This window comes from Streptomyces sp. JH002 (assembly GCF_050916115.1).
In the GTDB taxonomy this organism is placed as follows: Bacteria; Actinomycetota; Actinomycetes; order Streptomycetales; family Streptomycetaceae; genus Streptomyces; species Streptomyces xiamenensis.
Genome location: NZ_CP087989.1, coordinates 5,560,113 through 5,584,284, shown reverse-complemented (window position 1 = coordinate 5,584,284; position 24,172 = coordinate 5,560,113). Strand labels below are relative to the sequence as shown.

20 protein-coding genes are annotated in these 24,172 nt (G+C 74.1%); 7 read left to right on the top strand and 13 right to left on the bottom strand.

Going from position 1 to position 24,172, the window contains the following annotated elements; genetic code table 11:
* Nucleotides 1-41: 41 nt before the first annotated feature.
* From H7827_RS25570 to H7827_RS25555, 4 genes are all read right to left on the bottom strand, one after another.
* Nucleotides 42-1,067 carry a polyprenyl synthetase family protein gene (locus H7827_RS25570; protein ID WP_432747498.1) on the bottom strand — a complete coding sequence of 342 codons (1,026 nt, stop codon included), beginning with the start codon at nt 1,065-1,067 and terminating at the stop codon, nt 42-44.
* Between the two features lie 112 nt (nt 1,068-1,179).
* On the bottom strand, nt 1,180-3,213 hold the full coding sequence (locus H7827_RS25565; protein ID WP_432747497.1) for a tryptophan 2,3-dioxygenase family protein: 2,034 nt from the start codon (nt 3,211-3,213) through the stop codon (nt 1,180-1,182).
* Nucleotides 3,214-3,241: 28 nt separating this feature from the next.
* Nucleotides 3,242-4,231: a polyprenyl synthetase family protein gene (locus H7827_RS25560; RefSeq protein ID WP_386532500.1), complete on the bottom strand. Its 990-nt coding sequence runs from the start codon at nt 4,229-4,231 to the stop codon at nt 3,242-3,244.
* A gap of 138 nt (nt 4,232-4,369) precedes the next feature.
* Nucleotides 4,370-7,144 (bottom strand): LuxR C-terminal-related transcriptional regulator, encoded by a 2,775-nt coding sequence (locus H7827_RS25555; RefSeq protein ID WP_432747496.1) that lies wholly within the window; start codon nt 7,142-7,144, stop codon nt 4,370-4,372.
* 129 nt (nt 7,145-7,273) lie between these two features.
* Here H7827_RS25555 and H7827_RS25550 point away from each other — a divergent pair, with 129 nt between their 5' ends.
* Nucleotides 7,274-10,051, top strand: a complete 2,778-nt coding sequence (locus tag H7827_RS25550) for an AAA family ATPase (protein WP_432747495.1) — start codon at nt 7,274-7,276, stop codon at nt 10,049-10,051.
* A gap of 47 nt (nt 10,052-10,098) precedes the next feature.
* On the opposite strand, the gene H7827_RS25545 is transcribed toward H7827_RS25550, so the two are convergent.
* On the bottom strand, nt 10,099-10,881 hold the full coding sequence (locus H7827_RS25545) for a methyltransferase domain-containing protein (protein ID WP_432747494.1): 783 nt from the start codon (nt 10,879-10,881) through the stop codon (nt 10,099-10,101).
* 322 nt (nt 10,882-11,203) lie between these two features.
* On the opposite strand from H7827_RS25545, the gene H7827_RS25540 reads away from it, so the two are divergent.
* Both H7827_RS25540 and H7827_RS25535 read left to right on the top strand, forming a co-directional pair.
* Entirely contained in the window at nt 11,204-12,658 is a 1,455-nt protein-coding gene (locus tag H7827_RS25540; protein ID WP_432747493.1) for an alpha/beta hydrolase, read from the top strand.
* A 154-nt stretch (nt 12,659-12,812) separates the two neighbouring features.
* Nucleotides 12,813-13,379 (top strand): GNAT family N-acetyltransferase, encoded by a 567-nt coding sequence (locus H7827_RS25535; RefSeq protein ID WP_432747492.1) that lies wholly within the window; start codon nt 12,813-12,815, stop codon nt 13,377-13,379.
* Nucleotides 13,380-13,468: 89 nt separating this feature from the next.
* Here H7827_RS25535 and H7827_RS25530 read toward each other — a convergent pair whose 3' ends face one another.
* Together H7827_RS25530 and H7827_RS25525 are read right to left on the bottom strand one after the other, a co-directional pair.
* On the bottom strand, nt 13,469-14,644 hold the full coding sequence (locus H7827_RS25530; protein ID WP_432748057.1) for an RNA polymerase sigma factor: 1,176 nt from the start codon (nt 14,642-14,644) through the stop codon (nt 13,469-13,471).
* 8 nt (nt 14,645-14,652) lie between these two features.
* Entirely contained in the window at nt 14,653-15,060 is a 408-nt protein-coding gene (locus H7827_RS25525) for a YciI family protein (protein ID WP_030727870.1), read from the bottom strand.
* A 197-nt stretch (nt 15,061-15,257) separates the two neighbouring features.
* On the opposite strand from H7827_RS25525, the gene H7827_RS25520 reads away from it, so the two are divergent.
* Complete coding sequence (locus tag H7827_RS25520) at nt 15,258-15,632, top strand: DUF4259 domain-containing protein (RefSeq protein ID WP_432747491.1); 375 nt, start codon at nt 15,258-15,260, stop codon at nt 15,630-15,632.
* A 109-nt stretch (nt 15,633-15,741) separates the two neighbouring features.
* On the opposite strand, the gene H7827_RS25515 is transcribed toward H7827_RS25520, so the two are convergent.
* Complete coding sequence (locus H7827_RS25515; protein ID WP_432747490.1) at nt 15,742-16,911, bottom strand: aromatic acid exporter family protein; 1,170 nt, start codon at nt 16,909-16,911, stop codon at nt 15,742-15,744.
* 210 nt (nt 16,912-17,121) lie between these two features.
* On the opposite strand from H7827_RS25515, the gene H7827_RS25510 reads away from it, so the two are divergent.
* Nucleotides 17,122-17,589: an SRPBCC family protein gene (locus tag H7827_RS25510; protein ID WP_432747489.1), complete on the top strand. Its 468-nt coding sequence runs from the start codon at nt 17,122-17,124 to the stop codon at nt 17,587-17,589.
* A gap of 223 nt (nt 17,590-17,812) precedes the next feature.
* On the opposite strand, the gene H7827_RS25505 is transcribed toward H7827_RS25510, so the two are convergent.
* The 4 genes from H7827_RS25505 to H7827_RS25490 form a co-directional block, all read right to left on the bottom strand.
* Nucleotides 17,813-18,838 carry an iron-containing redox enzyme family protein gene (locus tag H7827_RS25505; protein WP_432747488.1) on the bottom strand — a complete coding sequence of 342 codons (1,026 nt, stop codon included), beginning with the start codon at nt 18,836-18,838 and terminating at the stop codon, nt 17,813-17,815.
* The gene (locus H7827_RS25500) at nt 18,835-19,110 is read right to left on the bottom strand and encodes a CDGSH iron-sulfur domain-containing protein (protein ID WP_432747487.1); all 276 of its coding nucleotides are present in this window, start codon (nt 19,108-19,110) and stop codon (nt 18,835-18,837) included. The genes H7827_RS25505 and H7827_RS25500 overlap by 4 nt, the downstream gene beginning before the upstream one ends.
* Nucleotides 19,094-19,771 (bottom strand): HemK2/MTQ2 family protein methyltransferase, encoded by a 678-nt coding sequence (locus H7827_RS25495; RefSeq protein ID WP_432747486.1) that lies wholly within the window; start codon nt 19,769-19,771, stop codon nt 19,094-19,096. Before H7827_RS25495 ends, H7827_RS25500 begins: the two co-directional genes overlap by 17 nt.
* 83 nt (nt 19,772-19,854) lie before the next feature.
* On the bottom strand, nt 19,855-21,657 hold the full coding sequence (locus H7827_RS25490) for a thiamine pyrophosphate-requiring protein (protein WP_432747485.1): 1,803 nt from the start codon (nt 21,655-21,657) through the stop codon (nt 19,855-19,857).
* 232 nt (nt 21,658-21,889) lie between these two features.
* Between H7827_RS25490 and H7827_RS25485 the strand changes: the two genes are divergently transcribed.
* Nucleotides 21,890-22,624, top strand: a complete 735-nt coding sequence (locus tag H7827_RS25485; protein ID WP_432747484.1) for a transketolase — start codon at nt 21,890-21,892, stop codon at nt 22,622-22,624.
* Nucleotides 22,625-22,688: 64 nt separating this feature from the next.
* A complete protein-coding gene (locus tag H7827_RS25480; protein ID WP_432747483.1) occupies nt 22,689-23,591 on the top strand; it encodes a transketolase family protein in 903 nt (300 codons plus the stop codon).
* A 108-nt stretch (nt 23,592-23,699) separates the two neighbouring features.
* On the opposite strand, the gene arr is transcribed toward H7827_RS25480, so the two are convergent.
* Nucleotides 23,700-24,098 (bottom strand): NAD(+)--rifampin ADP-ribosyltransferase, encoded by a 399-nt coding sequence (gene arr / locus H7827_RS25475; RefSeq protein WP_386532459.1) that lies wholly within the window; start codon nt 24,096-24,098, stop codon nt 23,700-23,702.
* Between the last annotated feature and the right edge of the window lie 74 nt (nt 24,099-24,172).

The following is a 24,172-nucleotide window of genomic DNA, read 5'->3' as shown; positions in this document are numbered from 1 at the left end:
CGCGGGGGCCGTGGTGCGGGGGGTACGGGAGTGGCGCGGGGTCAGAAGCGCCTGCCGACGATGAATCCGCCGATCTCCAGGAACTCGGCGTGCGGCGCGTCCGCGAGCCCGGCCTCCGCCAGGCAGCGTTCGGCCGCCGCCAGCTGACGGTCCGCCTCCTGCCGCGCCCAGTCCCGGCCCCCGGCGCGTTCCACGAGGTCGGCGACGCGATGGAGCTCGGCCTCGGTCAGGGGCTCGGCGCGCAGGTACAGGGCGCGCAGTTCCTCGGTGCGGTCCGCGTTGAGCGCGGCCACCACGGGCAGGGACTTCTTGCGCACCCGCAGATCGGCGCCCACCTGCTTGCCGGTGCGCTCCGGGTCGCCCCAGATGCCCAGCAGGTCGTCGATGAGCTGGAAGGCCAGCCCGATGTGTTCGCCGAAGGCGGCGAGCCGGTCCACCAGGACGGGTTCGGCGCCCACGAGTTCGGCGCCCAGCGAGCAGGCGCAGCCCAGCAGGGCTCCGGTCTTGTCCCCGGCCATCCGGACGCACTCGGCGAGCAGGACGTCCTCGCGCTGTTCGAAGGCCACATCGGACGCCTGGCCGCTGATCATCCGCTGGGTGGCGGTCATCAGCGAGGCGGTGGCCGCGCGCGCCCCCGGGTGCGGGGCGTCGAGCAGCGCGCTGGTGGCGGCGGTGACCATGGCGTCGCCGGCCAGGATGGCGTGCGGCACCCCGAAGACCGTCCAGGCGGTGGCCCGTCCGCGCCGGGTCGCGTCGCCGTCCATGATGTCGTCGTGCAGCAGCGAGAAGTTGTGGACCAGTTCGATGGCCACCGCCGCCGCGATGCCGTCGGCCGCGGTGCCGCCCGCCGCCCGCGCCGAGAGCAGGGACAGGGTGGGGCGCACCAGCTTGCCGCCCCAGCTGCCGGTGGGCCGGCCGTCGGCGTCGGCCCAGCCGAGGTGGTACTGGGCGATGCGCCGCATCTCGGGGTTCAGCCGGCTTCCCACGGTGTCCCGCAGGGCGGGTTCGAGCAGGGAGCGGCCGGTGTCCAGGCTCGCGGAGAGCGTTCTGATCGGGGTCGTCGTCATGCGGTCCGCCCTCCGCCCGCACCGGGCACGGGCACGTTCGGGACCGCCGGCGGGCGGAGGGGTGACGCGCTGGGCAGTGGCATGGTGCACCTTCGCTGTCGGCTGGTGGTGGTCACGGCGTGGGCAGATCGCGCGGGGTCGGCACCGCGGGGGTCAGCAGGGTCCGGCGCAGGACCCGGGGCGAGGTGAGCAGGGTGTGGGGCGGCGCCAGCAGGAACAGGACGTCCCGGTTGGCGGTGCACACCACCGGGTCGCCCGGCACGTGGTCGCGCACCCGGTCGAGGTAGCGGGTGAGGACGCGGGCGGCGGGGCCGGTGCGGGCCGCGTTGCCGGTGGCGCCCGGCATGGGGCTGTCCGCGCCGGTCGCGACCTCCCAGGCCGTACGGGAGGCGTGCAGGACCGCCCGCTGGAGCGTGTGGACGGACGGGGTGCGCCCGGCGCCGGCCAGCGTTTCGGCCAGTGCCAGCGCGCTCAGGGCGGCGACCGAGAGCCCTTGTCCGTAGACGGGGTTGAGCGCGCAGGCGGCGTCCCCGACGACGAGCAGTCCGGTGCGGGCGCGGTCCAGCCGGTCATAGCGGCGGCGCCGGTTGGCGGTGTGCCGGTAGCCCACGGGCCGGCCGGCCGGTTCCGCGGTGCTGAGCCACTTGTACGGCGCCGGGTGCGGCAGCCGGTGGGCGAACTCGACGAAGCCGTCCGCGTCGTTGGGCGGCGCCTGGTCGCGCAGGCCGGAGAGGGTGACCGACCAGCGGCCGTCCTCCAGCGGCATGATGATCGCGCCGAGCGGCGCCCCCGCGTCGGGCACGATGTAGAACCCCCGCAGATCGCCCGGTGGTTCGTCGGCCTCGAAGACACAGGTGGCGTACCCCCGGCCGGTCTCCACCACCTCCTCGGCGGGCGGTGTGCCGCCGAGGTCGGCGAGCCAGCGGGGGGTACGGCTGGAGCGGCCGGTGGCGTCCACGACGAGGTCGGCCCGCAGTTCCCGGGGGCCCGGCCGGTCGGTGCCGCGCCCGCGCAGGGTCACGCCGGTGACGCGGTCGGGCCGGCCCAGCAGCCCGGTGACCTCGGCGCCGGTGCGCAGGTGGACGCGGGGGTGGGCCAGCACCAGGCGCCGCACGTGGTGTTCCAGCAGGGGGCGGGAGGGGGTGAGGATCGGCCTGGAGGGGTTGCGGCGGGAGATCCACTGCCCGCCCAGCCACACCCCGAGGTCCCCGGGGACCGCGAGGCGCGGGGCGCCGGCCGCCGTCAGTTCGGGGACGAGGTCGGGCAGCAGCGCCCCCAGGGCGTTGATGCCGCTGGTGAGCAGCACATGGGTGTGGCGGGACTGCGGCACGCCGGGCCGGGGCGCCGGGGTGTCGCCGATCCGGTCGCGTTCGAGGATCGTCACCCGGTCCGCGTACCGGGCGAGGACGTGCGCGGTCAGCAGGCCGGCGACGCTGCCGCCGAGCACGACCACCTCGCCGAGCGAGGGCTGCCGCCCGGTCCGCACGTGCTGGGGGCGCGGCTGCTCCGCGCCGTCCGCCACGGCGCCGTGGGCGTGGGCGTCGGCGCCGTGGGCGCGGGCATTGGCGCCGTGGGCGTCGGCGTCGGCGTCGGCCGTTCCCGGCCGGGGCGGGGTGTCCTCCAGGCGTGCGGCCAGGAACGCGGCACCCGAGGTGTCACCGCTGCCCGGCGCGTCGCCGAGCATGTGGCCGACCAGCTCCAGATGGGTGTGCCGCCAGCGCCGCACCGCGCCGCCGAGCCGTTCGTAGGGGCCGGTGCCGTCGGCGGCCAGCCGCCGCGTCAGCGTGAACAGTTCGCGGAACTGCTCGGACTGGAGCCCGCTGGCCGTGCCGAACCGGTCGCGGAACGCCAGGAACTCCTCCCGCCGCAGAGTGCCCCGCAGCAGCGTCAACTGCCCTTCCAGCGCGTCGATGAGCCGGGTCGCCCGGTCCGAACGGTGGGCGTAGCAGGCGGGTTCGCACTGGCCGGCGTCGATGTGCCGCAGGTCGACGAGGACCTGGCTGAGCAGGGTCTCCGAGGCCTGGTGGACGACGATGAACAGCCGCTCGCTGTCGCTCACGTCCCGCTGTTCCACGGGGGTGAGGGGCTGTTGCAGCGAGAGCAGTTCGTCCAGGCGCAGATACGTCGCGTAGGTCGGGCAGGTCATGGGGCCAGCTCCTCGGGGTGAGTGCGCGTTACACCAGGCGGCCCGGCACGGTGAGGTCCTCCAGCGCGTCGCGGTGCGGGCTGGGCGGGAGGGTCTGCAGCGCCCGGGTGGCCAGCTGTACGTGGCGGTGCGACACCTCCCGGGCGGCCTGCGCCCCGTCGTAGGCGCCGACCAGATCGGCCATGGCCCTGTAGCGCTCGGCGGCCGGCGCGGCGGTGTCGGCGAGCAGCCGCTCGATGCGCAGCTGCTGTTCCCTGGGGGCGCGTTCGTGGGCGAGCAGCACGGGCAGCGTGGGCCGGCCGTTGCGGACGTCGGAGATGTTCGGCTTGCCGGCCCGCGTCCCGTCGTACGCCATGAGGTCGTCACGGATCTGGTAGGCGATGCCCAGCTGGTCGCTGTACTGGCTGAGCGCCTTCAGGGCGGCCTCGTCCGCGCCGCCGAGCGTGCCGCCGACGCCGCAGGCCATCCACAGCAGGGCGCCGCTCTTGTCCGCGATCATGTCGAGGTAGTCCTGGACGGAGCAGATCTCGCGGCTCATCCGGATCTCCCGCAGGGCCGCGCTGCCGATCCGCAGCCCGGCCCGGGAGAGCACGGTGAACGCCTGGGCGACCCGCTCGGCGGGGGCGCCGGCCTCCTGGCACTCGGACAGGGCGGCGAAGCCGTGGAAGAACAGGCCGTCGCCGCCCACGATCGCGGTCGGCTCACCGAAGACGGTGTGCGCGGCCGGCTTGCTGCGGCGCTGGGCGTCGCAGTCGATGATGTCGTCGTGCATCATGGCGCCGACCTGGACGCACTCCAGGGCGACGGCGGCGGGCAGGGCGGTGGCGATGTCACCCCCGACCGCCAGGGCGGAGCGGATGAGCAGCCAGGGGCCCATCATCTTGCCGAAGGGGACCAGTCCGTACCGCACCACTTCGTCGAGGCCCGAAACGCCGAGCGGCCAGCGGCCCTCCACCTCGGCTCGCACCATGGCGGCCACCTCGGGATCGGCGACCTGGGGCACATCGATGTCGGTCATGGCATCGACGGTAGGGAGGGGGTCCGGGGAGTGTCCGTACGGTGCGCCGAGCTGGTCCCGAGAGGGACCACGGGTTGGCATCTTTGGTCCGGCGTGCCGCGGGGCCCACCGGCGGCCGGTGCGGGCCCGGTGCCCGGGTCAGGGGGCGGGCAGCCGTCCGCCCAGGCTGGCGGCGGCGAGTTCGACCCGGGAGCGGCAGCCGGTGCGGGCGAACAGCCGGGTCAGATAGTGCTCCACGGTCTTCTCGCTGATCCCCAGCCGCTGCGCGATCTGACGGTTCGTCATCCCGGCGCCGATCAGCTCGACGATGGCCGCCTCCGTCCCGGCCGCCGGCCCGCGCCGGCCGCGGGCGCGCGGGGCGGGCACCCCGCGCTCCCTGGTGACCGCGCGGATCCGCTCCAGCAGCACGGACGCGCCGCACTGCGTGGCCACCTCGTGCGCCTCCCGCAGCCACGGCCGGGGGTCCTCGGCGAACCGGGCGACGACCAGGCAGGAGTCCATCAGCGCCGCCTTGTCGCCACGGTCACGCGCCAGGCCGGTGGCTACCCGGGCATGGACGATGTCGGGACGTACCAGGCCGCGCGCCAGATGGACGCTCTCCGTCATCAGGGTGCGGCCGCCCACGCGGTGCAACTGCTCGGTCTGCTCCAGCAGATACGCGGCGCTGTCGTGGTCCTTGATGTAGACGGCGATCCCCACCGCCCGCATGAGCAGCGGGTCCATCCCCACCCGCAGCCCGGCCCGGTGCAGATGCCGGCAGAACTTCCTGGCCTGCCGCACCGCCCGCCGGTCCTGGCCCATCCGGCTGAACAGGCCGATCCGCGCCCAGGCGCGCAGCGCCGCGAGCCGGGGGGCGGGCGCGGCGGCGGCCAGCCACTCCGCCGCCTGCCGGAACTCGCCGCGGGCGGCGCAGATGTCGGCGGCGAACAGCCGGGCCGCGTGGTGCACCAGGGTGTCGGTGTGGCCCGAGAGTTCCAGCTCGCGGACCGCGGACATGGCCTGGGACCAGTCGGCGTCGCGGTGACTGCGCACCACCCGCTGGTAGACGCCCAGCGGACCGGTCTCCGGCACCCGGTAGCGGTCGCCGAGGACGATCCGGGTCACCGTCGCGATGTCCAGCACGGCCGCGGCGTCGTGCAGCGCGTCCAGTTCCGGGGAGGGGGCGGGGCGGCCCGCGCGGCGCCAGGCGCCTTCGCAGACCTCGGCGTCCCCGTACAGCGCGGCGCTCAGCAGCTCCATCTCGTCGGACGAGATGAGGCCCGGGACGCCCGGCCAGTGGATCGGCGCCCGGCCTTCCGGCGGCCCGCCGGCCGACAGTTGGCGGCCGAACCACCACTGCGCGAAGCCGATCCGGCCACCGCCGGGTAACTCCGCGTCCAGCAGCGACCGCAGGGCCGGCTCGGCGGGCGGCTCGCCGGTGTGCACGGCGACGAGGGTGGCGGCCAGCCGGAGTTCGGCCAGCGGTGCGGGTACGGCGGCCGGCACCTGCGGCCCGTCGGGCACCTGGGGCCCGTCCGGATCGGGGTAGCCGCTCAGCACATCGCCCAGCAGGGCGTACTGCCCGGTGCGCACGACGAGGGTGAGCAAGGTGGTCAGCGCCGTGGCGTGTTCGGGCGCGGTGGGCGGCAGGCGGTGCAGCGCGGCGGCGCACAGCAGGGCGGCCCGCTCCGGTTCCTCCCCGGCGGTGGCCGCCGCCAGGTCCAGCAGCCGGCCGGTCATGTCCTCGCCGAGGTCCACCGCCGCCCCGCCGCGCGCGATGTGGTCGGCCAGGGCCACCGGATCCACCCCGCCGCCGCCGCGCTGCCGGGCCAGCAGCCGTTCGGCGATCGAGGCGTGCAGCCCGGCGCCCCAGAAGACCTTCGTGCGCCGGACGGCCGCGGCCGCCAGGGCGGGGCAGCGGCAGTTCACCCGGCCCGCCGGGTCGGCGACCAGGACACCGGCCTCGATCAACCGGTCGAGCGTACGGCCGCAGGCCGCGAGGTCCGCGCCGATCGTCTCGGCCAGCAGCGGCAGATCGTCCACGCTGATGCCGTCCCACACGGCGACCGAGGACACCAGCCAGGGCGCGAGCGGGCCGTGGGAGGCGGCCCGGCGCAAGAGCGGGTGGCTGTCGGGCAACGCGATGGGCTCGGCCGGTGCGCGCAGGCACAGCCGACCGCGGAAGGCGGTCAGCCGGCCCCTTTCCCGCAGGTCGGCGAGGGTACTCAGCAACGTGCCCGGGTGCGTGAACAGCGGTCCGAGCGCCGTGCGCAGCGCGTCCGGCACGGCCTCGTCCAGCCGGGCGCCCACCGTCCGGCGCACCAGCGCTTCGGCATCGGCGTCGGCCAGCGGCCCGAGGGTGATGACCCGGTCGGCCGCGGTGAACAACTCGGCCGCCCCCGGGCTGTGTTCGGTGCCCTGCTCGCAGGTGACCAGCACCGGCCAGCCGCAGCGGCGGGCGGCGGCGAGCAACGGCGCGGGCTCGGCCACCAGGTGCGCGTCGTCGGCGAGCAGCGCGGTACGCCCCCGCAGACCGATCCGCTCGAAGAGCGCGCCCAGTTCACCCACCATGGAGGGCGCCCACCCCCGCGCGTCCCCGCCCGGGCTCTGGCTCAGCCGGGCCACCGGCTGCAGCGCGTCGGCGAGCTGCGCGTCCGCGAACTCCTCGAAACGCTCGCGCACGCTGCGCACCAGCGGTCCGATCCCGTAGGTGTCCCCGGCACCCCGCTCCCCCCGCCCGGCGCCGAAACGCACCGGCAGCACCCGAACCCCCCGCCCGCGCAGGGCACGGCCCACCTCCTCCAGCAGCGCCGATCTGCCGATGCCGGACGGACCGCGCAGGACGACCAGGGAGCCGGCGTCCGCCGCCAGCAGCCCGCACAGCAGCGTCAGTTCCCGTTCCCTTCCCACGAGCGCGCTACGGTCTCGGGCCACGGCCGCCTCCTTGTGGGGGATGTCACGCCTCGGCCCGGGGGCGCCACTGGGCCGAACTCTCATTGTGCAGAAGGCTTTACAGGTCGAAGATGTGCGAATGCGCGGCGAAGCTGTGGGCATGCTGCCCGGGTGATCGACAGCCTGCCCGATCAGGTCACCACGGTTCGGCCCCCGCACGGGCTGCCGGGCCGCACCAGCACCGTCACACGCGTCATCGACACCGCCACCGCGCCCGGCAACGGGCCGCTGGTCCTGGTCACGGGACCCCTGGGCATCGGCCGCAGCGCGGTGCTCGCCGCCGTCGGGGACGGACTCGCCGAGCGCGGCCACCACGTCCTGGCGCTGCGGGTGGCACGCAACGAGCGTGACCGTCCCTACTCCCTGGCTGCCCGGCTGTCCGCCGAACTCGGCGCCCTGCACCGGGGAACCGATACCCGCCGGGCCCCCCACACCGCTGCCCCGGTGACGCATCCGGAGGCCGGACGGCACCTGACCGCCGTGCTGCGGGCCGCCGTCACGGCCGGAGAGCCCCTGTTCGTGCTGATCGACGATCTGCACTGGGCCGATCCCGCCTCACGCGGGGTGCTGCTGCCCAAACTCCGCTCGCTGGCGGGGAGTCCGGTCACCTTCGTGTGCAGTTTCCGTACCCTGCCCGCCGTCACCGAGCACGACCGGGTCGCGCTGGAACGGCTGCGGACCGCCGGACTCGTGCACGTGGTCCCGCTGCGCCCGCTGCACACCCGGGAGATCAACACCCTCGTCGCCCACGCGTTGCAGGCCACCCCGTCCGCCTCGCTCTCCGAACGGCTGCGCCGGGACTGCCGCGGCGTACCCTCCGCCGCACTCGGGGCCGTGGCGGAGTACCGGCGCGCCGGATCGCTGCGCGTGGTCGACCGGCACGCCTATCTCGCCTCGCCGGACCGCCCGCCCGAGATGCCGCCCGGGCTGCCCTTCGTCGAGCATCTGCGCGGCCTCGGCGCGCCCGTGTGGCCGGTGGTCAAGGCCCTGGCGGTGCTGCACCCGCTGGGCTCCGCCGCCACCGGGCTGATCGCCGAGGCGCTGGACACCGGCGAGGACGAGGTGCGGGCGACGCTGGAGTCACTGCGCGCCGAAGGGCTGGTGTGTCACGGGCCCGAGCCCGGGCACTGGCGGTTCCGGCTGCCGCTGCACGCGTCCTCGCTGGCCGCCTGCCTGGGGCAGTACGAACGGCGCAGGCTCTCCCAGCTGGCCGTCACCGCCGTGTGGTCGGGGACGGCCACCGCCCAGGGCTGCTATTTCGCCGAACACCTCGTCACCGCGGGCCGGTTCGTGGACCCGGCGCGGGCCGCCGAGGAACTGTTCAGGCACGGCAGCGCCGCGATGCTGGAGGACGGCCACTCCGCGGCACGCTGGCTGCGGGCCGCCCTGGAGCTGATGACCGACCCGGAACAGCGCGCCAGGGTCCTGCTCGTGCACGCCTCCACCTGCACCATCCACCTGCGCCACGCGGAGGCCCGGGAGAGCGCGTGGGCGGTGCTGTCACGGTACGCGGACCTGGTGACCGCCGAGAACCTGCTCGAGATGGAGATGGTGTACATCGTCTCGCTGGCCGGGATGTCCGACCAGGCGGCGCTCACCGCGCTCGCGGACGAGGGCTGGCGCACGCTCCCCGGCGGCCCGGGGCACCGCATCATCAGCAGGTACAACGCCCTGTGCCACCTGGAGCGGTGGCAGGAGGCCGCCGACCATCTGGCGGCGACCCGGCAGGAGTGGAGCGCGGACAACGACTTCGTCGCCGGGGTGGGCCAGATCCTGGACGAGATCTCGCACGCCTTCCTGGGCCGGCCCCGCGACTTCGAACGCGCCGTCGCCGATCCGACCCGGTGGCCGCTGTGGGAACGGGGGCCCCGGCACCGTTTCCAGCGGCTGTCCTGGCTCACCAGGACCCTGATGACCTTCGGCGAACTGGCCCCCGCGCAGCGGCTGCTGGAGACGTACGGCCTGCCCTCGGGGTACCGGCCCGTCCCCGACCAGGTGGTGGCGGCCAGTCAGTCCGGGCACTGGGACCGGGCGCTGGACCTCGCCCGGCGCGCCCTGGCCACCGGGGGGTGGGTCGGTGACCTGACCAGCCACACCATGGCGTCCCGGGAGATGAGCGTCATCCTGGGCGCGCGCGGCCGGCTCAACCAGGCCAGGTCGGTGATCGAGAACGCCCGTACCGTGCACTCCCTGCTGCTGCATCTGCTGGCCGGGCCGGAGGCGGAGCAGGAACAGTCCCTGGGGGCGACCGAGCGCGCCCACCGGGTGATCACCGACGCGCTCGCCCTGGCCGAGCGGCTGGGCCTGGTCGTCGGCACCGACGAACTGTGGCTGCGCAGGACCGAGATGGAACTGAACGCGGGCGACCCGGCGGCGGCCAGGCGCTGCGCGCGGGAGGTTGCCCGGGTCGCGGAGCTGACCGGCACCGAGCACAGCCGGCTGTGCCATCTGATCGCCACCTCCATGGCGCACCGCAACCCGGCGGCCGCGGCGGAGGCGGTGGCCCTGGCCCGGCACCGCGGCCAGCCGCTGGAACTGGCGGACACACTGGTCACCGTGGTCCGTCACGGGCAGGCCGACCCGGGGCTGCTCCGGGAGGCGTACGCGGTGTACGGCGATCTCGACGCGCTGCTGCGCAAGGCCCAGTTGCGGAATCTGATGCGGGATCAGGGGGTGCCGGTGCCGGGCCGCAGCGCGACGACGGCGGAGAACGAGCGGCTGCTGGCGGTGCTGGTGACCGAGGGCCTGACGAACCGGGAGATGGCGGTCGCGCTCGGGTGCAGCGAGAAGAGCGTGGAGAGCCGCATGACGCGACTGTTCAAGCGCGCCGGCTACCGTTCCCGCGTCGAGTTGGCCTCGGCGATGCTGACGGGCGACTACACGGTGTGAGACGGGCCGGGGCCCGCGGTACGGACGGCGCCGTGCGGTGCGGCCGGTCAGGTGCCCCGGGGCGCGGACGGGCTCCGGGGCCGGTCGGCGGCGATCAGGAACCGGTGGGCCCGTACCTCCAGGCGTCCCTCCGCACGGATCCTGCGATCCAGGCGGCGCAGCGCCGCGTCGTAGCGCGCGGGGCCCAAGTCGGGGATCTGCCACGCCACCAGGCGCAGGTGATGGACGACGGCGCCGATGTCGTGGAAGGAGAGCACCGGGTACTCCTCCTGCGCCCGCACCGGCTCCAGACCCGCGTCGGCGAGCGCCGCGCGCGCGGTGTCCAGGGTCCAGCTGCCCGGGGGATGTGCGGGCGGGGCGCCGAGCAGGTCGTTCAGCCCGGCGCAGTCCTCGCTGCCCACCTGCTGGGTCAGCAGGGTGCCCCCGGGGCGCAGCACCCGCCGGATCTCCCGGGCCGCGAGTCGCCCGTGGCGGTTGAGCACGACATCGACCGTCGCGTCGGGCAGCGGCAGGATTCCGGGGTCGGGGGCCGGGAGGACGGTGACCCCCAGCGGTTCGAGCCGCGCGCGGGCGACGGGGAGATTGGGGGGCCATCCCTCGGTGGCCCAGGTGTGCCGGGGCAGCGGCCCGAGCCCGGACAGCAGTTCACCGCCGCCGGTGTCGATGTCCAGCAGGCGTTCCGCTCCTGCGAGGCTGGCGCGGGCCGCCCGCCGGTAGGACCAGGTCGGATCCGAGCCCCGCACCCGTCCGGCCAGCGCGCCGAAGTCCCAGCCCTCGACGGGTGCCGCCATCGCGGCGGCGACCAACTCCTCGTATCCGGACTCGACCACCCCCGGAGGCTAGGAGAACCCCCGCCCCCGGGCAACGGGTTATCGGGGCCGCCGCCTGTTCCTCCGGCCGGCTCCCGGCGGAGGGCCGTCGGCGCGATCGACGGTGCATCCGAAGTCGCCCTCGTGCTCCCGGGCTTCGGCGGGGCCTCGCGTCCGTTTCCCCGGCTGCCGGGGCGCTGACGTTTGTCACTACTGGCGCGGTGGCGCGGCGAGAACACTGAGCCGTGCCGTGGAAAACGTGGCCGGCCCGGGCGGACGGCCTGCGGCTGTCGTGCCGAGCGGGCCCGTTCCGGCGCCCCCTGCGCTCCGAGGAGGACATCCGATGCCCAGAAGCCTGTCCCTCGCGCTCGCCGCCCTCGTGGTGGCGACCGCGCTTCCCGGGGCGGCGGTGGCCGCGACACCGGACACCGTGCGGTGGGGCCCGTGCCCCGAGGAGGTCGCCGCGCCCCGTCTGGAGTGCTCGACACTCGACGTCCCGCTGGACTACGGCGATCCGGACGGACGGCGGATCGAGATCTCCCTCTCCCGGCTGGCGAGCGAGGAACCGGCACAGCGCCGCGGCGTGCTGCTGACCAACCCGGGCGGCCCCGGCGGCCCCGGCCTCGGCTACCCCGCCGTACTCGCAGCCTCGGGGCTGCCGCAGGAGGTGCTGGACTCCTACGACCTGATCGGCTTCGACCCCCGCGGCGTCGGCCACAGCACCCCGGTGACCTGCGACCTGACGGAGGAGCAGCAGCAGCGCGGCGCCTTCGCCCCGTACGCGCACACCGCCGCCGACGTCACGCGCGAGGCGCGATACGCGCGGACCGTCGCCGAGAGCTGCGCCGCCTCGGAGACCGCGTGGATGCTGCCGCACACCACCACCGCGAACACCGCGCGCGACATGGACGCGATCCGCACAGCGCTCGGCGAGCCGACGATCTCGTACCTGGGCGCCTCTTACGGCACCTACCTCGGCGCGGTGTACGCGACGATGTTCCCGCACCGCGGCGACCGGATCGTGCTCGACAGCAGCCTGGGGCCCGGCGGATACGACGTCACCGCCATGCGGATGTTCGCCCGTGGGCTGGAGGACCGCTTCCCGGACTTCGCGGCGTTCGCCGCGGCCCGCCCCGAGTACGGCCTGGGCAGCACCCCGGAACAGGTGCGCGCGACGTTCTTCGAGCTGGCGGAACGGCTGGAGGCGGCGCCGGTCGAGGGCGTCGGCGGGACCCTGTTCCGCGCCCTCACCTTCGAATACCTCTACAGCGACGCACTGATGCCCCTGCTGGCCGGGATGTGGCAGGCGCTCGACACGGGCAGCCCGCTGCCGCCCAGCCTGCCGCCGCCGTCGGGGGACCTGGAGAACCTCATGGCGTCCCGGCTCCACGTGATCTGCGGTGATTCCCGCTGGCCCGGGACCGTGCGGGAGTACCGGCGCAACGTCGCGGCCGACCGGATCAGGTACCCGATGCTGGGCGGGTCCACCGCGAGCATCGGTCCGTGCGCGTTCTGGCCGTCCGAGCGGGTCGAGCCGCCGGTGCGCATCGATGACCGGGGGCCCTCGAACGTCCTCATCGTGCAGAACGAGCGCGACCCCGGAACACCGCTGGCCGGCGCCGTGGAGCTGCGGCGGGCGTTCGGGGACCGGGCCACGCTGGTGACCGCCGACCAGGGCGGGCACGGTGTCTACCCGTTCGGCGGCAACACGTGCGCGAAGGACGCGGCGACCGCGTTCCTCACCTCCGGGGAACGCCCGTCCGGGGACCTCGCCTGCGCGGCGGAGCCGGGCGCGTAACGGAAACGGGCACGCGCGGCTCCACCCGCAGAAGCCCCGGGCCGGGTGGACGAAGAAGGCACGAGCGTCGGCTCCGGCGGTTGTGAACGCGGCCGATATCATCTGCCGTTCGGTGCGTACGGCAGACAGCACCTGCTGACGAGGGGTGGACACCATGAGTGACATGTGGACCGGCGAGAAGATACGTCTGCGAGGTGTCGAGCCGGAAGACTGGGAGGGGTTCCGCGATCTGGCCGGGCACACGGTCGATGTCCGCAACGCTGACCTGGTCGACCCTCCTCGCTCCGAAGAGAGCTTTCGTGCCTGGACTGCTGAGCGTGCTGGGCGCCCACCAGGAGGAGAAGCCTTCCGGCTGGTCATCGAGACGCTGGCCGATCGCGCGTTCGCAGGCTCCGTGACCGTCGGTGAAACCGACGGCCGTGCGGGACGGTTCATGACCGGCATCGAGATCACCCGTGATCACCGCCGCAAGGGGTACGCGGCTGAAGCCACTGAGCTGATCCTCACGTACATGTTCGCGGAGCGGCGATACAACAAGTGCGAAGTGGAGGTCCACGCGTTCAACGAGGCTTCCCTCGCTCTCTACCACCGTCTGGGCTTCGTTGAAGAGGGGCGGCTGCGCCAGCACGCGTTCTTCGCCGGCGCCTACCACGACGTGGTGCTCCTGGGCATCACCGCCGCCGATCACTGGGCCACCCACGAACTCCCGTCGGTGCGCTGACCTGCACGGAACCTCATCTCAGCCGCCCAGGGCCCTCGTTCGTCCTGCCAAGAGATCCACGGCGGCGATCTGGGATGCCAGACAGACACTCAGCGCTGCCGGCGGGCGTTGAGCCGGGCGGCCTGGCGTGTGAGGTGGTCCCGCTCGGCGAGATGGGGGGCCAGGTGGGCCGCCTCGGAGTACAGCCGTGCCGCCGTCGCCAGGTCGCCCCGGCGCTCATGGAGGTAGGCCGCCACCGCCGTGTACCGGGGCAGTGCGGCGTCCAGCTCCGAGAGCGCCGCAAGTCCGGCGTCCGGCCCTTCGGCCTCCCCGACGGCGACCGCGCGGTTGAGCCGGACGACCGGGCTGTCGGTGAGGCGCGTCAGCTCGTCGTACCACTCGACGATCTGCGCCCAGTCGGTCTCCCGGGCCGTGGGTGCGTCGGCGTGGAGCGCCGCGACGGCGGCCTGGGCCTGGAACTCGCCGAGCCGGTCGCGGGCGAGAGCCGCCTGCAGGATCCGCACCCCCTCGGCGATCAGCGCCGTGTCCCAGCGGCCGCGGTCCTGCTCGGCGAGCGGCACCAGGCTGCCGTCGGCCGCGGTCCTGGCGGCGCGCCGGGCGTGGTGCAGCAGCATGAGGGCGAGCAGCCCGGCGACCTCGGGGTGGTCGACGCGGGCCGCGAGCTGCCGGGTGAGGCGGATGGCCTCGGCGGCGAGGTCGATGTCGCCGGAGTAGCCCTCGTTGAAGACGAGGTAGAGGACGCGCAGCACGGTGGAGACATCGCCGGGCCGGTCGAACCGGACGCCGGAGACGGTGCGCTTGGCGCGGCTGATGCGCTGCGCCATGGTGGCCTCGGGCACCAGATAGGCCCGGGCGATCTGGCGGGTGGTGAGGCCGCCGACGGCGCGCAGGGTGAGGGCGACCGCCGACGCGGGGGTGAGCGACGGGTGGGCGCACAGGAAGTAGAGCTGGAGCGTGTCGTCCACGGCGGGCGCGGGCCCGGGGGCCGGTTCCTCGTCGGCGAGATCCTCGCGCCGGCGTCGCGCGGTGTCCGCGCGGGTCGCGTCGAGGAACCTGCGCCAGGCCACCGTGATCAGCCAGCCCTTGGCGTCCCGGAGGGGCCCCGCCGGCCCTGCGGATCCCGGGGAGGGGTCCGCCGGCCAGTGCCGGAGCGCCTCGATCAGCGCCTCCTGCACGGCGTCCTCGGCCGCCGCGAAGTCGGCTCCGCGGCGGACGAGGACGGTGATGACGCCCGGGATGAGGCTCCTGAGCAGGGCCTCGTCCATCGGTGAGGTCATTCGGTGACGGTGGGCGGCGCGGTCAGGAACGGGCGGACCTCCAGCCACTCGTGGATCGGCCTGCCGCCGGCCCCCGGGGCGGCCGACAGTTCTCCGGCCAGCTCGACGGCACGCTCGTAGCTGTCCACGTCGATGATCATCCAGCCGGCGATGAGGTCCTTGGTCTCCGCGAACGGCCCGTCGGTGACCGGCGGGCGCCCTTCACCGTCGTACCGGACCCACGCTCCCTCGGGGGCGAGTGCCTGACCGTCGACGAACTCGCCGCTGCTCTCCAGGCGGGCGGCGAAGTCGTTCATGTACTGGATGTGGGCCGAGATCTCCTCGGGGCTCCACCGGTCCATCGGCACGTCGTTGACGGCGGCCGGGGCGCCGCGGTAGTGCTTCAGCAGCAGGTACTTGGCCATCGTGGTTCTCCTCGGTGCGCGTGCGGCCCATTGTGGTCGCGTTCATCCCGGGGACGGAGCCGGACACGGATTCTCGACATCACCGTCCGAGCTTTTCCGGCCCGGCCCCGGCGAGGAGCCTCCCCGTCCCGCGTTGTCAGTGCTCCCTGCTTCGATGGCCCCGTCGTGATGTGACACCACCATGCGGAGGGAAGACCGTGGGCACTTGGGGCAGTGGAAACTTCGACAGCGACACGGCCAGGGACTATCTGTCCTCCTTCATGGATCGGCTCGTCGCGGAGGTGGCCGAGGTCATGGACGGAGATCCGGTCGCCATCGAGCCCGACGAGTACTGGGGTGTGACCGTGCCGTGTCAGCTGGAGCTGCTGCACGTCCTGGTCCGGGCCGGCCACACCTCCGACACGCCGCTGCGCCCGGAGGTGGTGGAGACGTGGAAGAAGCATTTCATGGCCGTCTGGGAGCGGACCATCGACGAGCTGGAACCCTCGAGGGAGTACAAGGAAGAACGCCGCGCGGTGCTGGTCCGTACCTTCGACCAGCTGGCCGGGGCGGCAGCCGAACGCGCCGCGTAGCCGGGCCGGCGTGCGGACGGGCCCGCCGCCCGCCTGACGGGCCCCGCCGTCGGTCCGGGGCGGACCGGGGGCCCGGGGCGGACCGGGTGGGTCAGGCGCGCCGCGCCCGTCAGGTCCAGGGCGGGCCGGGAGCGCGCGCCAGGTCGTCCAGGGCCCGCCGGGCATCGGTGAGCAGCGCCCCGTACAGCGGCCATTCGCCCGGTGCCCGCAGGTCCGCCCGGCGGCTGCTGCCCGCCAGTTCGGCGGCCCGGCGCCGGCCGGTGGCCACCGGACCGCCGTCCGGCTCCGGGCCACCCTCTCCGGCGGGCGCCGCGGAACCGCTCTCACCCAGCTGATGCGCCGCCCGGCCGATGTCCTCCAGCAACCCGGCGAAGGGAAGGAGGAAGTCGCCGGCCAGCTCCGCCCGGTTGTCGCGCCCGGCCGCGTAGTCGAGCCCCCGGACGACGGACTCCAACTGGTATGCGGCCCGCTCCAGGGCGGTCACCCGGGCGTGGTGATCCGGCAGGCTCAGCAGGCCGCCGCTCACCAGCCGCCGCGGATTGAGCCGGACGTTCTCCTCGCCCAGCTCCACCGTCGCCCGGGCCTGACGGGCCATGGTCCGCAGTGCCTGCGCCTCGTCCCACCAGGCACGGGTCTCCGCCTCTCCCGGTCCGCCCTCGCGCAGATCGCGCGCGACCCCGGCCGCCAGATCGCCGACCCGCCCGGCCAGATACGCGACGGACCGGTCGGCGTCCCGGTGGTGCACCGCCGGCGCCAGCACCACGACGGCCACCAGACCGCAGCCGATCCCGATCAGCACCGCGGCCGCCAGCCCGGCGCCGTAGTCCCACTCCCCGTTGCCGGTGGAGAAGGCGAACAGTGCGGTGACCGGCACCTGGAGCCGCTGCGCGCCCAACGGCTGCGCCCGGGAGAGGGCCAACGCCACCAGGAGCAGCACGGCCAGGGTCCACGCGGTGCGTCCCACGGCCGAGCCGAAGACGGCGGCCAGCACCACCCCGAGCGTGACGGCCGCCAGATAGCGCCAGGACTGCTGGATCGAGCGGTGCACTGTTCCCTGGATGGCCAGCAGTGTGGTGAACGGGGCGAAGGTGGCGACGCCGGGCGCCAGCAACCAGGAGGCCAGGGACCAGGCGGCCACCGCCGCGGCCACCGTCTTCAGCTGGAGCAGCAGGTCCTCCCGCTCCCAGCCGGGTGTGCGCACGGCCTGCCGGGCCCGGTCCCGCAGCACCGCCACCCGAACCGTCACCGCGTGGACCGGTCCGGTTCCGTCCTTCCGCACACGCCTCCTCACAGCCACCTCGGCTGCCCCGCGAAACCGGCGGCAAACGTGCGCGGCGGGGCCGTCCGACCGCCCCTCCGAGCTGCCGCGCGGTCCGGAAAGTGCTTCCATCCATACAGGAAGAACGCGGCGACCTCCCCCTGAACAGGCACAGCGCGACACCCGTGAGGGCAGGCTCCGTACCGCTCGCCCAGGCGTCTGGAGGCATCCATGGCCGTACGGCACCGACTGATCGCCCATCCCCCCGAGACGGTGTGGGACGTGCTTGCCGACCCCTCCCGGTACGCCGCCTGGGTGGTCGGCACCAAGGATTCCGCACCGGCGGAGGGCGAGTGGCCCGAAGTCGGCTCCGCGCTGGCCTACACCGTGCGACTCGGCCGCAAGGATCTGCGCGGCCGCACCTGGGTGCGGCGCTGCGAGCCGCCGCGCGCCCTGGAGCTGGAGGTCGACAGCGGGCGGCTCGGCACCGCGCGCATCTCCCTGGACATCCGCCCGTGGGGCGAGGAGACCCTGGTCATCATGGACGAGCACCCGCTGCGCGGCTTCGGAGGCACGGTGCACAACGCCGTCCTGGACGCGGTGCAGCAGGTGCGGCACCGCGGCATGCTCGCCCGGCTGGAACGGCTGGTGGACGAGCGGGCGCCGCTGCCGTCCGGGCACCGGCCGGGCTCCGGGTGACCGGGGAGCTGACGGCGGCGCCCGTCCGCGGACTGAGCCGCTGCGGTGCCACCGTACGGTGCGGGGAGCGGGTCACCGAGTCGTGGTGCGGGGCGGACGGGTGGCGGGCCTGCGCACGGCGGCCGGGACGGCGCATGTGGCCTCCGCCTACCCGAGCGGCGGCGTGCACGGCGCGCCCGGGGCCAACGCCGCTCCCGCCGCGCCGCGCGGGCAGCACCGCCCGTCAGGCGCCGGGCCCTGCCAGGGGGGAGCGCACCGCTGATTCACCCGAGCGCCAGGCGGTCAGCACCTCCCTCGCCAGCCGGTCCTCCAGATGAGCGGTCGCTCCGATGCCGAAGGCCACATCGGCCGCCAGCGCGGGCTCGTCCGCCAGCAGGCCACCCACGACCTCGTGCCGGACCACTTGTTCGTGCACGGCGTCCGCCTCCACGTGTTCGTCGTAGAACCGCGCGGCGGCCGGGCCCGCGCCCACCCCGCGCATCGCGGCGGCCAGCCGGCGGGATGCCGGCGGGGAGGTCACCTCCACCGCGGCGAAGTGGCCCACCAGCGCCCCGCGCAGCGACCGGTGCAGGCCGAACAGCGACATGAGGTTGACCGTGGCCAGGGCAGACGCGGGGGCCGCGTCGAGGTAACGGCCGTAGGCCGGGTCCAGCCCGAGATCCCTCATCAGCGCCGCGAACAGCTCGGCGTGCACCCGGTCGGCGCGCCCCGCCCCGAACTCGTCGTACTCGATGGCGACCATCGCCGCCTTCGCCCGCCCCCGCAGCCGGGGCACGACCCACAGGTGCGGGTCCGCCTCCTTCAGGTGGTAGAGGGAACGCAGCGCCGCGTACTCCCGCACCTGCCACAGGGTGCCTTCCCCGGCGAGGTGGTGGCTCACGCTGTGCCCGCTGTCGCCCACCGGTTCCACGAGCAGCTCGCCCAGGGCCTGCTCGGCGTTCTCACCGGTGGCGGCGTCGCGCCGCAGGGCCGTCAGGAAACGGTCCTCCGCGTCGGCGCGCAGCCGCAGCAGCGCGGGGTCCCACTCGTATGCGTCGTCGATGCCGGCGAAGCCCCGGTAGTGCAGTTCGTACAGGAGGTACAGGGCCAGTTGCAGATCCGCCCCGTAGGGATCGGCGCCCGAGACCGCGGCGGCCCGTGGCAGCGGACTCGCCGACCCGCGCAGGGCGGCGATCACCGCACCCGACAGGTCGCCCCTGGCCGGGGGCAGCGGCGGGGACGCGGTGACGCGCAGCGGCAGCGTGGTCACGGGGCTTCCTCCGTCCCGGCGGGGGGCGGCGATCCGGGCCCGGGCCGCCGTTCGGGTGAGTTCCGCCGGTCGTTCCCGCGGGACCGGCGGCGGTGGCTGGTGTCGCACCACGGATAGCTGCGGCTGCGCCGGCACGCGCACAGGGCGACCTGGAACCGCTGGGAGGACACGACGGTGCCGTCCGGGAGGACGACCTCCACGGGCCCTTCCACCAGGATGGGTCCGTCCGCGTCGAGCCGTATCCGGCAGGGCCGTTCAGAGTCTTTCGGCACGGATGACCACCAGTTCCTCCTCGTCCTGGCCGTGCTCCAGCAGCCCCTGGGCGCGCAGCCAGGGTGCGCGCTGCCGCAGGACGGGGCCCAGCGGTATCCGGGCGCGGTCGCCGACGGTGGCGTGCAGTCCCGACCGCTGCAGCCGCAGCAGGGTCTCTTCCGTTCCGCACAGGGTGGAGTGGACCAGGAGCAGCACGCCGCGCGGGCGCAGCAGCCCGGGGGCGGTGGCGCAGATACGGTTCAGCAGGGTCCTGCCGTCGGTACCCGCGTCCCAGGCCACGCAGGCCCCGTGACGGGCCGGCCGGCGGGGCGGGGCCGGTACGTACGGCGGGTTGCTGACCACCAGGTCGAAGGTCAGGCCCCGCAGGCTGGCGGCCAGGTCCCCCCGGCGCACGTCGATGGTCACGCGGGCCAGCAGGGCGTTCAGCCGGGCCGTGAGTACCGCGCGGCGGGCGATGTCCACGGCGGTCACATCGGCGCCCGTGAGGGCGGCGCGCACGGCGAGCACCCCGCTGCCGGTGCACAGGTCCAGCACGGCGGTGCCCGGGCCGGTCCGCTCGCGGGCCAGCGCACCGGCCATGAGCCGGCTGTCGTACTGCGGCGGGTAGACACCCGGAACCGTGAGGACTCTGCCGAGGGCCGGTGGTGAGGTGGTCGTCATGCGCGCTCCTGTCGCCTCCCCGCACCGGGCGGTGCGTCCGGGGGTCCGGTTCCGTGGGGCGTGGCATGCGTCGACGGTGACGGTCAGCCGCGATTGAGGCCCTTCAGGTCCGGAAGGAACTCCTGAACCTTCTGCTTGATGCCTCTCTTCACCACATTCGTCCGGTCGCTGTCACCGCGCAACAGCGCTTCGGCGGTGGCCTGGGCCTGCTCCCAGGTGGCGTGCGGGGGAATCGGCGGCACCGCGGGATCGGTGACGAATTCCAGCAGGCAGGGCCGGTCGGCCGCGAGCGCCTGCCGCCAGGCGGACTCGACACCGCCTGGCTCGTCGACCCGGATGCCGTGCAGACCGATGGAGCGGGCGAACTCCGCGTACGGGACGTCGGGCAGGTGCTGGGAGGGTTCGAACTGCGGGGCGCCGGACATCGACCGCATCTCCCAGGTGACCTGGTTGAGGTCCTGGTTGTTGAAGACGCCCACGATCAGCCGCGGGTCGCTCCAGCGCCGCCAGTAGCGGGCGGCGGTGATCAGCTCCGCCATCCCGTTCATCTGCATCGCGCCGTCGCCGACGAGCGCGATCGCCGGCCGTTCCGGGTGGGCGAATTTGGCGCCGATGAGGTACGGAACGCCGGGGCCCATGGTGGCCAGCGTGCCCGACAGGGAGCCGCGCATCCCCGGTCGCAGCCGCAGATGACGGGCGTACCAGTTGGCCGCCGAGCCGGAGTCCGCCGCGAGCATGACGTCGTCGGGCAGCAGCGGGGACAGGGCTGCGGCCACATACTCGGGGTTGACGGGGTCGGCCTCGGTGGCGGCCCGCCGGTCCATCACCTCCCACCAGCGGGCGACGTCGCGCTCCAGGTCCTTGCGCCACTTTCCGTGCTTCTTCGGCTCCAGCAGCGGCAGCAGCTCCCGCAGCGCGGTCGCGGCGTCCCCGATGAGGTTGACCTCGTAGGGGTAGCGCATGCCCGCCATGTGCGGGTCGATCTCGATCTGCACCGCCCTGGCCTGACCGAACTCCGGCAGGAACTGGGCGTACGGAAAGCTGGAGCCGATCGTCAGCAGGGTGTCGCACCCCTGCATCAGCTCGTACGAGGGCCGGGTGCCCAGCAGTCCGATGGCCCCGGTGACGTACGGCAGTTCGTCGGAGAGCACGTCCTTGCCCAGCAGTGCCTTGGCCACCCCGGCGGACAGCACCTCGGCCGCCTGCTCCACCTCCGCGCGGGCCCCGGCGGCGCCCTGGCCCACCAGCACGGCCACCCGTTCGCCGGCGTTCAGCACGGCGGCGGCCCGTTCCAGGTCCTCCCGGGCCGGGACCGGGGCCGAGCGGCCAAGACCCAGCGAGGAGGGCACCATCTTGAACGCGTGCGACGGCGCCTCGTACTCCAGCTCCTGCACGTCGGCGGGGACGATCACCGCGGTGACCGTGCGCCGGCCGTACGCGGTGCGGATGGCGCGGTCGAGCACGTTGGGCAACTGCTCGGGAACGGTGACGGTCTCCAGGAAGTCGGAGGCGACGTCCTTGAACAGGTTCGCCAGGTCCACCTCCTGCTGGTAGGAGCCGCCCATGGCGCTGCGGTTGGTCTGGCCGATGACCGCCACCACCGGCACATGATCGAGCTTCGCGTCGTACAGGCCGTTGAGCAGATGGATGGCTCCGGGCCCGGAGGTCGCCACGCAGACGCCCAGCCGGCCGGAGTACTTGGCGTAGCCGACGGCCTCGAAGGCCGCCATCTCCTCGTGCCGCGCCTGCACGAACATGGGGTCGTCCGCGGCCCTCCCCCATGCGGCGAGGAGCCCGTTGATCCCGTCACCGGCGTACCCGAAGACGTGTTCCACATCCCACTCCCGCAGCCGCCGCAGCAGGAAATCCGCCACCTTCTCACCCATGCGCGCGCTCCCATTCCTCGCTCACGTCGCGGCCCGCCCGTAGCTGCGCGGCCCCGGCCCGCGCCGTCCGGCCGCAGGGGCGCACGGCGGACACGCGGACGGGCCGGGTACCCGATGCGGCACACTCAAATCGCCCCGACCACTCCCCCGTCCCTCACCCGCTCGGCGCAACGCCGGGGCCGGTGCGGACCCTGTTGACTTCAACAGCACTTGAAGTTCTAACGTGCTGATCATGACGAACGCGATCAGGACGCAGACGGAGAACGGTGTCGCCGGGTTCGGTGAGTTGGCTTCCCTGATGGGGCTGATGACCGGGGCCGAGAAGCACGGCCCGGCCGCGACATCCACGCTGGACGCGCTGTGGGTCCTCTACGACCGGGTACTGCGGGTCTCCCCCGAGACCGTCAAGGACCCGGGGCGGGACCGGTTCCTGCTCTCCAAGGGGCACGGCCCGATGGCCTACTACGCGGTCCTCGCCGCCAAGGGCTTCTTCCCGAGGACCTGGCTGCCGGACTTCGGCACGTACGACTCCCCTCTCGGGCACCACCCGGACCGGACGCTGGTCCCGGGCGCGGAGATCGGCAGCGGGTCGCTGGGGCACGGCCTGCCGCTGGCCGTCGGCACGGCGCTGGGACTGCGGGCCCAGGGGCTCGGCGACCCGGCGGTGTGGGTACTGGTCGGCGACGCCGAACTGGACGAGGGCAGCAATCACGAGGCCATCGCGTACGCCGGCGCCACCGGGCTCGCCCGGCTGCACACGCTGGTCATCGACAACTCCTCGGCCACGCACGGCTGGCACGGCGGGATCGCCGCGCAGTTCCAGGCCGCCGGATGGTCGGCGGTGACCGTGGACGGGCGCGATCACGAGGCGCTGTACCGGGCGTTCACCGCCCCGCACCCGGGACGCCCGCACGCGGTGGTCGCCCAGGTGGAGCCCAAGGACACGGGCGAACCCAAGGCCGCGTGAGGGACCCCCGTCCCCGCCCCCGCTCCACGACGTTCCACGATCTATCACGAGAGGGCATTCCCCCATGGACACCATGCGTGAGCGCTTCGCCGCTGTCACCTCCCGACTGCTGGACGAGGACCCGCGCCTCGCCGTCGTACTCGCCGAGATCGGCAGGGACGGCTTCACCCAGGCACAGGACCGGCACCCGGACCGGGTGGTGAACGTCGGCATCAGGGAACAGCTGCTCGTCGGCGTGGGCGGCGGGCTGGCCCTCACCGGCCTGCGCCCGATCATGCACACCTTCGCAAGCTTCCTGGTGGAACGCCCCTTCGAGCAGCTGAAGCTGGACCTCGGCCACCAGGGCGTCGGCGGGGTGCTGGTGAGCGCGGCCGGCTCCTACGACTGGCCCGCCGGCGGCTTCACGCACATGTCACCGGGCGACGTGGCCCTGCTGGACAGCCTGGACGGCTGGACCGTCCATGTCCCCGGCCACCCGGACGAGGCCGAGACACTGCTGCGGCACGCCGCGGCCGCCGGTGACGACAAGGTCTACCTGCGGCTGTCCGAACAGACCAACCAGGAGCCGCGCGCGGTCGACGGCGCCCGCTTCCTGACCCTGCGAGAGGGCCGCGGCGGCGTGGTCGTGGCGGTCGGCCCGATGCTGGAGAACGTGCTCGACGCCGTCGCCGGCCTGGATGTGACGGTGCTGTACGCGACGACCGTGCGCCCCTTCGACACGGCCACGCTCCGCACGGCCGCGGCTGCCACCGAGGCTGCGGACGTGGTGGTCGTGGAGCCGTACCACGAGGGAACCTCGACCCGGCAGGTGAACGACGCGCTGGCCGACGTACCCCACCGCGTGCTCGGCCTCGGCGTCGGCCGCCGGGAGCTGCGCCGCTACGGACAACTCGACGAGCACCTGACCGGGCACGGCCTGGACCCGCGCACCCTGCGCGAACGGATCACCGGTTTCCTGGCACCGTGAGCAGCGGCCGCCACTCGGCGGCCGTGCGGCCCGCGCGTGTGGCCGGAGACACCGGTCCGCCGCCCGGCCCGCAGCAGTGGTGCCCGATGGAGTGCGACGCGAAGAGGGTCAGTTGATGATCTCTCCCCGGACCGAGGCGAGGCGATCCCGCCAGTCCCGCAGCGCGTCCGGGGTCAGTCGCGTCCAGTCGTCCACCTCACCGAGGATCCGGAGCGGTTCCTCGCTGCGATAGGAGCGGGTCGGGTTGCCGGGAAACTTCTTGTCGGTCACGTTCGGGTCGTCCTGGAAGTCACCGGTCGGCTCGACCAGGTAGACCCGCGGCTCACCGTCCCCGGCGGCGAGCTCGGCCGCGAGGCCGGCACCGTCGCGAAGCGCCGTGAAGTAGATGTGACGCATGACGACTTCTGGCCGGTAGTTGGAACGGAAGCCCGCGGTCAGCAGGTCTCCGGCCCGAAGATCAGCCTTCGTGCCGTGGTAGAACGGCCCGGGATCCAGCGTTTCACCCATTCGGACAGCCTACTGACCCGGGCCGACGCGTCCGAGCGGGCGGCCCGGGTCCCACGCGCGTTCCGGGACACCGG

What these genes read in the sequence shown, in the direction of transcription:
- H7827_RS25570 (WP_432747498.1), bottom strand. Translation starts at nt 1,067, where the DNA reads ATGACGACGACCCCGATCAGAACGCTCTCCGCGAGCCTGGACACCGGC.
- H7827_RS25565 (WP_432747497.1), bottom strand. Translation starts at nt 3,213, where the DNA reads ATGACCTGCCCGACCTACGCGACGTATCTGCGCCTGGACGAACTGCTC.
- H7827_RS25560 (WP_386532500.1), bottom strand. Translation starts at nt 4,231, where the DNA reads ATGACCGACATCGATGTGCCCCAGGTCGCCGATCCCGAGGTGGCCGCC.
- H7827_RS25540 (WP_432747493.1), top strand. Translation starts at nt 11,204, where the DNA reads ATGCCCAGAAGCCTGTCCCTCGCGCTCGCCGCCCTCGTGGTGGCGACC.
- H7827_RS25535 (WP_432747492.1), top strand. Translation starts at nt 12,813, where the DNA reads ATGAGTGACATGTGGACCGGCGAGAAGATACGTCTGCGAGGTGTCGAG.
- H7827_RS25530 (WP_432748057.1), bottom strand. Translation starts at nt 14,644, where the DNA reads ATGGACGAGGCCCTGCTCAGGAGCCTCATCCCGGGCGTCATCACCGTC.
- H7827_RS25525 (WP_030727870.1), bottom strand. Translation starts at nt 15,060, where the DNA reads ATGGCCAAGTACCTGCTGCTGAAGCACTACCGCGGCGCCCCGGCCGCC.
- H7827_RS25510 (WP_432747489.1), top strand. Translation starts at nt 17,122, where the DNA reads ATGGCCGTACGGCACCGACTGATCGCCCATCCCCCCGAGACGGTGTGG.
- H7827_RS25495 (WP_432747486.1), bottom strand. Translation starts at nt 19,771, where the DNA reads ATGACGACCACCTCACCACCGGCCCTCGGCAGAGTCCTCACGGTTCCG.
- H7827_RS25490 (WP_432747485.1), bottom strand. Translation starts at nt 21,657, where the DNA reads ATGGGTGAGAAGGTGGCGGATTTCCTGCTGCGGCGGCTGCGGGAGTGG.
- H7827_RS25485 (WP_432747484.1), top strand. Translation starts at nt 21,890, where the DNA reads ATGACGAACGCGATCAGGACGCAGACGGAGAACGGTGTCGCCGGGTTC.
- H7827_RS25480 (WP_432747483.1), top strand. Translation starts at nt 22,689, where the DNA reads ATGGACACCATGCGTGAGCGCTTCGCCGCTGTCACCTCCCGACTGCTG.
- arr (WP_386532459.1), bottom strand. Translation starts at nt 24,098, where the DNA reads ATGGGTGAAACGCTGGATCCCGGGCCGTTCTACCACGGCACGAAGGCT.